Origin of the sequence: Stieleria sp. (assembly GCF_041595215.1) — a bacterium.
GTDB lineage: Bacteria > Planctomycetota > Planctomycetia > Pirellulales > Pirellulaceae > Stieleria > Stieleria magnilauensis.
The window spans coordinates 1-8,684 of record NZ_JBFHKV010000280.1; the positions used below are offsets into that span (position 1 = coordinate 1).

The window sequence follows — 8,684 nt, forward strand, 5'->3', positions numbered from 1 at the left end:
AACCCGGGATTCACGTCCCGATCGATTTGCTCGGACGCGCGAATCACATTGGGCAGATACAGCACCGAGTAACCGATGTTCGCGTGCAGCCGATCGGTCAATCGGATCCCCAATCGGACGCCCAACTCGGGCACCAACGTAAACTCATCGCGACTCCGCGTGCCGCTGTTGGTCCGCTGCGCCAATAGTCCGCCGTCGTAGGTTTGGCTCGTCGCCTGATCATCAATGGTGGTGCTGCCGGAAACCCGTAGCGTTTGTTCGGTGTTCCCCAGGGCGACGCGCATCGACGTTTCCAACCAGGCTCGCTGAAGCAACATGCGATGCACGATGCCCAGCTGCAGTCCGTTGAACTGATTGGTCGTTTGAAACTGATCGGATGATGCAAACGTTTGCGGATCACTGGTGACTTCGCTGCGTCGGTTTTCGACGATCGACAGTGAATCGCGCAGACGAATGTTGCGGTAGCCGATGATCCAATCGGTGCGGTCACGCAGTCCACATTGTTGACAACACGCGCCATGCGTGGGGCAAAGCGAGACACGTCCGTCGATCAAGAACGACCGCAGGTTGGACTCGGTTCGAACGCGAACGTCGCCGCTGACCAAACCCGGGTACGCGATCAGCTCAGCCGTCTCGTCGCCGTCGGTGAGATCGAAGTACGGGCGTCCCAGGATCACGCTGCCGTCACTCGATCCGTTGTAGCGGTCATCGAGTTCGGACAATTGGAAGTACTCGGTTTCGATCGCGAAATTCCGTTGCGGAGAAATCCAAAGTCCGCCAGCGATCAAGAACCCGCCGGTCGAACCGTCGTTGAGCGTCTTGCCGCCGAATGCGACCGAGGTGCCGGCTTCACCGAGCGTGGCGGCGACGTCCTGGCCGGTGCCGTCGGGGCTGGTCGTGACCAGCGGCGGGGAGTCCATGCCCGACACGTCCCACAGCAGATACTCGGCGCGAAGGAAAAGCCGCGAATCGATGCGGTTTTGAAAACGTGGAAGTAGCGGATCCCATTGGCGGAGACTGTCCACCGCCGGGCTACCCGTAAAAAGTCCGCCGCCGGCAGGCAAAACCGCCGATGAAGGGTTCCCCGCGGTGGGTGCGACCATTTGGTACGGATCGGAGGAATGGGTCCCGAACACACTGCCGTCCAGGTTCGGATTGAAAATCGCCCCCGGACGCTGGGCATGACTCAAATCAGCGGAAATCAGGGCGCCGGCGAGCAAGCACAGCTGGAAAAGTCGCCCTGCAGTCGCGCTACCGCCGGCTAAACTGGTCAGCCGCCGACTGGCAATGGCTCTCGACACGTGAAGCAACGGGCTGGTCTCCGAGCGAAAAAGGGTAGAAAATCGCCTGCGTCGCAGGATTTCGATCAAGTTTCCGGTGGCGGATGCCGACCGCGGTTGGAAATTGCGATAATTGACCGATTCACGTCAAGATGAAACGATAGGGTGTTCGCCAATTTGCACGTCGGCCCGGAAAGCCGACGCGCGGCGACCGCCCCCCAAAACTTCGATTTACCCCGCCCTCGACAAAATCCACCTTCCCTTTGAAAAGGACCCTTCCATGCGATCCCTCGCTTACGGCGCCGCGATCTTGGCTGCTGCCGGAATCATGTACATGATCTCAACCCTACCGACCGAGCCCGCTGCCGAAGCGGTCCCCTCCTCGGCGACTCCAGCGGATGCGGTCGCAATCGCGCCCGACGCGGAGGTGACGACGGCATCGTTGACGATGACGGTTCCTGAAATGCATTGCCCGTTTGCCTGCTACCCCAGCGTGAAAAAGAACCTGGAGAAACGCTCGGACGTGGTCGCCGTCGAACTCGCTCCGCAAAAAGAAGAAGGCATCATCGATAACCCCCAAGTTATCGTGACCTACAAAGACGGATTTGACGCCGAACAGGCGATCGCCCAGTTAGAAGCCGCCGGGTTCACCGGTTCAACCGTCGCCAAGAACGAGTGAGTGACGCGACCGGGGCAACGCCGCAAAGCAACGTAGCTCTGCAAAGCAACGCAGTCCGGCAGAGCGACGCGGTTCTGTTGGTCGGTCACGGGACCCGCGATCCGGCCGGGACCGAGGAGTTCTTTCAACTCGCGTCGGTCTTGGCCGAGCGGCTTGCACCGCTGCCGGTGGAAGGCTGCTTGTTGGAATTTCAGCAGCCCACGATCCCCGAAGCTTGGCGAACGTTGGTCCGACGCGGTGCGAAACAGATCCGTGTCGCGCCGTTGCTGTTGTTTGCGGCCGGACACGCCCGAAGCGACATTCCCGATGCGGTTGCCGCATGCGCCGCGGAAACTCCGGGCGTATGCTACAGCCAATCCGGCCCCCTCTCACGCGCACCGACGATCATCGCGTTGCTGTCCAGCCGGATCCGGCAAGCCGCCGATCGGGAAGCGATCCAGATGGACGATTCGGTCGCGCTGGTGATGGTCGGCCGGGGCAGCTACGACCCCTGCGCGAAAGCCGACATGCGTGTGCTCGGTGAAATCGTGGCGCGGCGATGTGCGATGCCCCATCACGCGGTCGGTTTTTACGCGATGGCCGAGCCCAAGCTGCCCGGCGTCCTGGACGAGGTTGCCGACCGCTCCGGGATCCGAACCGTGATCGTCCAGCCTCATTTGCTGTTCCAAGGCCGTTTGTACGACGCGATCGCCGCTCAAGTCGCCGAGGCCTCGCGGCGTCACCCGCAGGTGCGATTCGTTGTGGCGGACTACTTGGGCCCGACGGCCGAAGTCGCTGAGGCATTGGTCCGACGCGGATTCGCCGAAATTCCCGACTCGCAGACCTGATGCGTCGGGAATTCAACTTCACCACACTCGCGGACATTTGCCGGGCCGTTTATCATCGGTGCCCTTCGCCAGAACGGTTTTTTCTTCCATCCCTCTGATCGCTGCTATGTCATCTGCTACCGAACCTGAAGTCAAAGATCCCTATTTCCAGTCGTTGTTCGCCGATCGCATCGGCGGGGCAAACTATGGAAAGAGCACCGAGATCTACAAGTTCGAAAAGATCAAACGGGCCAAGCGGAACGCCTTGGCGGCCCACCCGGATCGCCAATTGCTGGATTTCGGGATCGGCGAAAACGACGCGATGGCCGACGAAGCGGTGCGGCAGGTGATGGCGACTGAAATCAATCAGCCCGAAAACCGCGGCTACGCCGACAACGGCGTGATCGAATACAAGCAGGCCGCCGCGCGGTTCATGAAGCGGCACTTTGACGTCGACTTGGATCCGGCCACGCAGATCAACCATTGCATCGGCAGCAAGCCCGCCTACGCCATGTTGCCGGCCTGTTTCATCAATCCCGGTGACGTGACGCTGATGACCGTGCCGGGCTACCCGGTCGCGGGCACCCACACGCGCTACTACGGCGGTGACGTGTTTCGGTTGCCGCTGTTGAAAGAAAACAATTTCCTGCCCGATTTGGATTCGGTTCCCGACGACATCTATCGTCGCGCCAAGTTGTTGGTGCTGAATTACCCGAATTCCCCGACGGGACGATTGGCGACGCCGGAGTTTTTTGAAAAGGTGGTCGCGTTGGCCAAGGAGAAGGAATTTGTCGTCGTTCATGACGCGGCGCACATTCTGCTGACGTTTGACGGCAAGCCGACCAGTTTCCTGGAAACCCCCGGCGCGATGGACGTCGGCGTCGAAGTCCATTCGATGAGCAAGGGATATGACATGATCGGTTGGCGGATGGGTTTCGTCGCCGGTCACCCGCAAATCGTCTCCGCGTTCGCGGACGTCAAGGACAACAGCGACAGCGGCCAATTCATCGCGACCCAAAAGGCCGCCGCCGCGGCGCTCGACGACGACTCGATCCCGGCTCGCATCAAGGCCAAGTATCAACGCCGGATGGAAAAGCTGGTCGCGGTGCTGAAAGATTGCGGCTTCGATTGCGAGATGCCCGGCGGAACGTATTTCCTCTACACGCCCGCCCCGAAGGGGACCGAAAGTGGTGAAACGTTTGACAAGGCCGAGGACGCGACGCGGTTCCTGATCGAACAACTCGGTGTCGTCACCGTGCCCTGGGACGATGCCGGATCGTACCTGCGTTTCAGTGTCACCTACGTGGCCGACAGCGAAGCCGACGAAGACGCTTTGATGGCCGAAACCAAACGGCGGCTCAGCGAAGCCAAGTTCACGCGTTAGCGAGGGCTCGCGCCAGCCCGCTCGCGAACAAGTATCACTCCGTTTGGTGTCAAAGGAGAGCGGCAGCGAACCGAGTATCCCGGAGGGATGCCAGCGAGTAGCCGGAGGTCAGCGCAGCGCCACCTCCGGGAAGCAGGTCCCACAATCCCCCTCGACCCCGGACGGGGTCGCAGCGAATCCATCCGCCGGCGGTGCGGCAGTCTGCATTCGCAAGGGAGTTGACGGGTGAGCGTGTGCGTGCGGGCTGGCCGGGTCCGAGGGCGCCGACGTCATTTGCTTCGACACCCTTCGGGGTCGCGTCTGGCGGGGGACCGGATGTCCGGAGGTGTCGCTTCGCTCACCTCCGGCTACTGGCTTTGACCCCGTCGGGGTCATGCCGCGCACTTTGGCGTCGAAAGTAGTAGCGGTATTGCGCTCGCGCCAGCCCGCTAACCCCTTCTGCGCCAAGACTTCGGCCGCAACAGCGCGGCCAAAAACACGATCGCGCAAACCCGCGCCGGCCAGTCACCGATTGTCATCACCAGACTGGTCCGGCTGTCCAAACTCGGCTTGGCAATCACCCATCCGTTGCCGCCTTGAGGCAACTCCTCGACGACACGTCCGTTGCTATCGATCCAGGCCGTCGGCCCGTTGTTGGCGGCCGACAAGATCGGCCGGCGACAGGCGACGGCGACGAATTGGGCGCATCGTTTGTGATGCGTGATGACGCTGGAATCATCAAACCAGGCGTCATTGGTGACGGTCACGATCGCGTCCGGCAATCCGCCTTCGTCAGCCTTGAGTTCACGCAGGTGATTGATCGCGACGCGTTCGACCGCGGTCTCGATACAGATATTGGGGCACAGCGTCGTCGGACCGACGTGAAACCGTTTGGCGTGCTCGCCGGGCGTCAAACCGAGGTTCTTCGGCACCCAGTCGCGAACGATCGGCACGTGTTTGACCAGTGGAATGTACTCGCCGAACATGACCAGGTGCATCTTTCCGTACCAGTCGACGACGCGGCCTTCCGCACCGACGTGGACGATCCCGCTGTACATCTTCGTCGTCGGCCCATCGTCGATTACCCCGCAACCGCCGATGATGTCAGGCTTGGTCGCCTGGGGGCCATTGCTGGCCGCCAACATCGCTTGCAACGATCCCGCGCGAAATTGAAATCGCTTGCGGTGCTCGGCGGTCATCGCTTGCTCTTCTTCCCGGCTGAGCCCCAATTCCCGAGCCATCGCGCCGTCGCCCTGGCCGGCCATCCAAGGGATCATGCCGGTGAACATCGACTCGGGCCAAACAACGGCATCGATCGTTTCATCGGTCGACTGGAAAGCGCGAATCGACTCTTGCGCGTAGGCGTCAAACAACTCCAACTCGCGCGAACGGTCTTGATCGTATTCCACCGGTTCGTTGCGTCCGATCAACGCGATCGTCGTCGTGGACGGTTGCGTCGGTTGCTGTAAACGATAACGGCCATAGAGAAACGTTGCCGAGAGCAGCACGAGGGCGGCGATACCGCAGGTCACGACGCTGCCGATCGAAGGAGCGAAAGGGTTGGCCGCGTCGGCCGATCCCGTCGTCGAGCACCAACGCCATCGCCATGCCGACACCACGGCCACGTTCACAACCACGATCACCAGCGAGACCGCGTAGCTGCCACCCAAGTCGGCGATTTGAATCAGCGAGGGGACGTCGGCCAAGGTGTGGCCGAGCATGACCGCTGAAATTCCCGTCAGCATGTAGTTACGAATGCACTCCATGCCGACCCAAGCGAGCGGCGCGGCGAACACCATCGCCAGCCCCAGCCGCATCAAACGGCGCAGCACCACCACAAAGGCGACCGGGTAGATCGCCAGATAGGCGGCCAGTGCGATCCAACAGGGATAGATCAACGGGTTAGCAAACCGCAGCCCTTGCAACGTCAAGGCCCAATAGCCGACCGCGGCCAAGTACAAGACCGCATACTGTCTCGATGAAATCGTCGCCTGCGTTGCCGCAAGCAGCAGGGGAGTGACGGCGATCGCTGCGAGCGGCCACCAGCCCAAGGGAGGCTGGCTCAACCAAGGCACGACCAGCGACGCCATCGCGATCCACCACCAGGTTCGTCCGACGGGCGGCTTCGTCGACGACGTTTTCGCGGGCGACTCGGTTTCAGTAGGGGGGGCCGATTTGTTCATGCCCCAGATCCTAGGCAAATGCGTCGGTCAGCGGAATTCAGATCTCTTGATCGGCGAACGTCAGACGCGGAAAAAATGTTAGATTAGTACATGCGATCCTTCATCCTCGCACCCTTCTCTTTTCCCTGACGCTCCCATTGAACATGAAGCCACCCGAATACCTCGGCCCCTACCGGATCGGAGAGACCCTCGGCACGGGCGGAATGGGATCGGTGTTCAAAGCCAAACACGCCAAATCCGGCCAGGACGTTGCGGTCAAATTGATCGCCTCGCAAATGTCCGACGAAATGCGTTTTCGGCGTCGATTTGACACCGAAGTCAAAACGCTCAAGCTGCTCAGCCACCCGAACATCGTCAAACTGATCGGATTCGGCGAAGAGCACGGCATGCTGTTCTATTCGATGGAGTATGTCGAAGGCGAAACGCTTCAGGAGTTGATCCGTCAACAGAAAAAGCTGCCTTGGATGACGGCCCTGGATATCTCGATTCAGGTCTGCGCCGCGCTCAAACACGCCCACGACTTCGGCGTGACGCACCGGGATCTGAAACCGGCCAACCTGGTGGTGCAGCGTGACGGAACCGTCAAACTGCTGGACTTCGGGATCAGCAAGATTTTCGGCGAGAATCAGACCGCGGTCGGTTCGATCATGGGCACGGCCGACTACATGGCGCCCGAACAAGCCGACGGATCCGGAGTCACGTCGCGGACGGACCTGTTCGCACTCGGCTGCGTGATGTACTCGATGTTATGCGGAAAGCCGCCGTTTCGCGGCAAGAACATCACCGAAGTCATTTCGGCGTTGCAGCACAAGGATCCGGTGCCGCTGGATATGATCGATCCCGACTTGCCCGACGATGTCGTCCAAATCGTCAGCGAACTGCTGGAAAAGCAGCCCGAGAAGCGGCCGCCCACCGCCTTGGCAGTGATGAACCGCTTGAAAGCGATGCGCGCCGGCTTGCATCGGATGCAGACCTTGTCCGATCGTACGGGCGAAAAGCCGGAAACACCTTCCAGCGCAGAAACCAAACACCAATCCGCCGACGAGCCAGACCCTGACGAATCCGACTCGGGGCGACCGACGTCGGATCGCTCGGGACCAGAATTTGACACGACCGGGCCGGAGAAACCCAACGGCGGCAAGAAGACCCGCGTGCAGGCCGGCAAGACGCGGCCGGAAGACACCGTGCCGTTTTGGGACATCAGCGACGGCAACCAGACCTCGGTCTCAAGCGTGGACCCCTCGGCGCGCACGGTCCACACCGAAGGACACAGTGGCAAACGCGGAACCGTGCTCAGTACCGCCGCCACTGCGGCGTCGGACGACCGTCGGTCGCCGGATGATTCGACGGTCGATCCCGATGCCCCGAGCAACCGCGACACGTCGGTCGGCTTGAGCGGAAAGACTCACTTTCAAACCGTCTCCGATGGCGAGGTCCGCGAAGGGTTCTTCGTGACCCCCAAAACCAAGACGGAACACCCGGCGCTGCGGATCGTTTCAATCGTCGCGCTCTCGCTGATCCTTCTGGTCGGTGTCGTCTTCCTGGTCGTGTCCACGCGAGGGCCGACGGCGGAAGAATTACTCGCCAAAATCGACAGCCCGGACAGCTCCGTTCAATCGTTTCAGATCCAAGACGAGATGGAACGATTCCTCAAGCTGTTCCCCGAGCACCCCAGAGCGGACGAGATTCGTCAGCGAGAAAAGATCTATCGCGTGGAAGCGGCCGTGCGACGATTGAAGCTGAAAGCCAAGCTGCGAACCAGCGAAGGACCGCTGTACGAAAAAACGTTTCTCGAAGCGATGGCGCTGCGGCAAAGCAATCCGCTTGCGGCGCGTGAAAAACTGCGGCAGTGGATCGCGGTCTTCGGTGATGCCGAAGACGATGACGGCGAGCCCGCGCGGTTGGCCCAACTCGCCGAATTCGAAATCGCCCGACTCTCCGATGCACAGTCGGAAATGCAAGCAGCCCCGGGAGACCCGAAGTTGGCGGAGCTGATGCGGCGGATCGACCGCGCCGAACAGTTGCCGTCCGAACAACGCAAGACGCTCCTGGAGGGCATCGTGACGCTTTATGAAGGTCAACCCTGGGCGAGTGAGGCACGCCAACGAGCGATGTCGTTGTTACACGAACCCGCGCCGGACGACGCGTCGCAGCCGGACGACGCGTCGCAGTGAGCGTGGGTTGCATGCGCCTCGTGGTTTGCAATCAAGAACCCCAGCGGGAAGCGTTACGGCCTGTTGATTTAATCCGATCGCACGTGGGATTAGCCGTTTCGCGCAAGCGTACGGGCATTCATTATGTCGATTACTCACCGGCGCCCGTAGGCTCGCGCCAAACGGCTGATTAAATCAACAGGCCGGTTAGCCAGTGGCG

At 61.0% G+C, this 8,684-nt stretch carries 6 protein-coding genes; 4 read left to right on the forward strand and 2 right to left on the reverse strand.

Annotated features, from left to right (window positions below; translation table 11 throughout):
- The coding region (locus tag ABX749_RS12770) for a BBP7 family outer membrane beta-barrel protein (protein WP_372896326.1) at positions 1-1,301 on the reverse strand (1,301 nt) is incomplete at its 3' end.
- A 259-nt stretch (positions 1,302-1,560) separates the two neighbouring features.
- On the opposite strand from ABX749_RS12770, the gene ABX749_RS12775 reads away from it, so the two are divergent.
- From ABX749_RS12775 to ABX749_RS12785, 3 genes are all read left to right on the forward strand, one after another.
- Positions 1,561-1,959, forward strand: coding sequence for a heavy metal-associated domain-containing protein (locus tag ABX749_RS12775; RefSeq protein ID WP_372896327.1), 399 nt, complete (start codon positions 1,561-1,563; stop codon positions 1,957-1,959).
- On the forward strand, positions 1,956-2,786 hold the full coding sequence (locus tag ABX749_RS12780; RefSeq protein WP_372896328.1) for a sirohydrochlorin chelatase: 831 nt from the start codon (positions 1,956-1,958) through the stop codon (positions 2,784-2,786). The genes ABX749_RS12775 and ABX749_RS12780 overlap by 4 nt, the downstream gene beginning before the upstream one ends.
- Before the next feature lie 106 nt (positions 2,787-2,892).
- Positions 2,893-4,149, forward strand: coding sequence for an LL-diaminopimelate aminotransferase (locus tag ABX749_RS12785; protein WP_145212216.1), 1,257 nt, complete (start codon positions 2,893-2,895; stop codon positions 4,147-4,149).
- A gap of 428 nt (positions 4,150-4,577) precedes the next feature.
- Here the strand turns inward: ABX749_RS12785 and lnt are convergent, their stop codons facing one another.
- A complete protein-coding gene (lnt, locus tag ABX749_RS12790; RefSeq protein ID WP_372896329.1) occupies positions 4,578-6,311 on the reverse strand; it encodes an apolipoprotein N-acyltransferase in 1,734 nt (577 codons plus the stop codon).
- 143 nt (positions 6,312-6,454) lie between these two features.
- Here lnt and ABX749_RS12795 point away from each other — a divergent pair, with 143 nt between their 5' ends.
- The gene (locus ABX749_RS12795; RefSeq protein WP_372896330.1) at positions 6,455-8,485 is read left to right on the forward strand and encodes a serine/threonine-protein kinase; all 2,031 of its coding nucleotides are present in this window, start codon (positions 6,455-6,457) and stop codon (positions 8,483-8,485) included.
- Positions 8,486-8,684: the final 199 nt, after the last annotated feature.